Raw genomic sequence first — 1,595 nt, 5'->3', positions numbered from 1 at the left:
TTGAAAAAGAAAAGTGGAGGCCGATCGCCACCGGCACCGAACTGGAAGAACGGCGTCGCCGGGGTGCCTGTCTGCGTGGCGATTTTTGGGGCAAGTTGGCGGATCGTTTCTGCCCCGTACAGAATCGTTCCCGGTACGGGCTTGCCGATGAGCCGCTCGACTTCGATGAGCATTTCCATCGCCAGAAGAGAGTCACCACCGCTGGTGAAAAAATCATCGTCGACCGTCACAGCCTCGGACTTGAGCAGCCTCCGCCACAGGGTGAGCAGTTCAGCTTCCAGATCCAATGGCCCTTTGTTCACAGCAGGCACGCGCATCGCGCCCTGATCACCCAACAGCCCATCGAACGACTCGCGCAGCCGTCGCCGCTGAACCTTTCCTGTCGCCCCCTTTGGCAAATGGTCGAGGATCAGAATGCGACGCGGAATCTTGAACGAGACCAACTCGCGTTGCAGGAACTGGCGAAGCTCCGCCGATGTCGCCTGCGCACCAGGATGGGGAACGATGGCGGCTGCGACGTCCTCGCCAAGGCGTGGATGGGGGATTGCGAAAGCAGCGGCCTCGGCTATGGCGGGATGGCGAAGTAGTGCGGATTCGACCTCAGCAGGGGCGACTTTCTCACCGCCGCGGTTGATCAGTTCGCTCAGGCGCCCGTGCAGCGACAGGAAGCCGTCTTGGTCGAGGCTGCCGATATCGCCCGTGCGAAACCAACCCTCTTTGAAAGCAGCTTGATTGAGTTCCGGCGCATCGAGATAGCCAGACATCACGGTGGGGCCGCGAACCCAGACCTCGCCCCGCTCGCCAGCTGGTAAGGGATGTCCATCCTCACCAACAATGGCCACGGTATCAGGCCAAGGTTGCCCGCAAGTCCCTGGCCTGTTTGGACCAGGCGACGGCTGGTTGGTGGCGATTTGCGCGGCTTCGCTGGAACCATAATGCTCCAGCACCGGCACGCCCAAAATGCGCTGCAGGTCGTTCTGCACCTCGTTCGGGAGTGGCGCGCCGCCCGATACAACGAACCGCAGAGTGTGCGCCGCCTGCGCATCCTCAAGGCTTTTTGCCTTGTCGAGCACGGCAGTGTGGAGCGTGGGACCCGCCGAGAACCAGGTCGGCCGCAAGACATCGAGCCATTCATCGAGCGCCACGATGGCAAAGTTCGCCGGGACAGCAATGCTGCCGCCCGTCAGCAGTGGTGTGAAGACCGTTACTTTGAGCCCATGGGAGTAGTGAGGGGACGACACGCTCAGGCAGCGGTCCTCAGGCGTGAGGCCGAACCAGGCCTGAAGCCGTGCGGCCGCCGCCAGCATATTGCTATGACTGAACGGAATGAGCTTGGGCTGCGCGGTCGTGCCCGACGTCTGCAGGATGAAGGCAGGCGAGCCCGGATCAGGCTCGGCGTCGATCGCAGGCGAGTTGGAGACCTGCGCGGCGATATTTAGTCCAAGCTGACCGTGTCCGATCGGAGCGGCTTCGATCACGGCAATCGTTCTCCGCTCAGCCGCCTGACGCGCTTCAAAGGCCCTGCCTTGCGGCACGAGAAGCGCGTCCAGGCGCAGCATGTCGAGACGTTGATCGAATTCCGCCTCGGACAGTCG

The 1,595-nt window shown here is 62.4% G+C and carries 1 protein-coding gene; it reads right to left on the bottom strand.

What is annotated here, in order from left to right; genetic code table 11:
- Positions 1 to 1,595 (bottom strand): non-ribosomal peptide synthetase (locus JQ611_RS41385; RefSeq protein ID WP_249133866.1); only part of this gene is annotated, 1,595 nt, incomplete at both ends.

Origin of the sequence: Bradyrhizobium sp. AUGA SZCCT0182 (assembly GCF_018130185.1) — a bacterium.
Lineage (GTDB): Bacteria > Pseudomonadota > Alphaproteobacteria > Rhizobiales > Xanthobacteraceae > Bradyrhizobium.
Note: the sequence above shows the minus strand (reverse complement) of the source record. Positions and strands in the feature narration are given on the sequence as shown.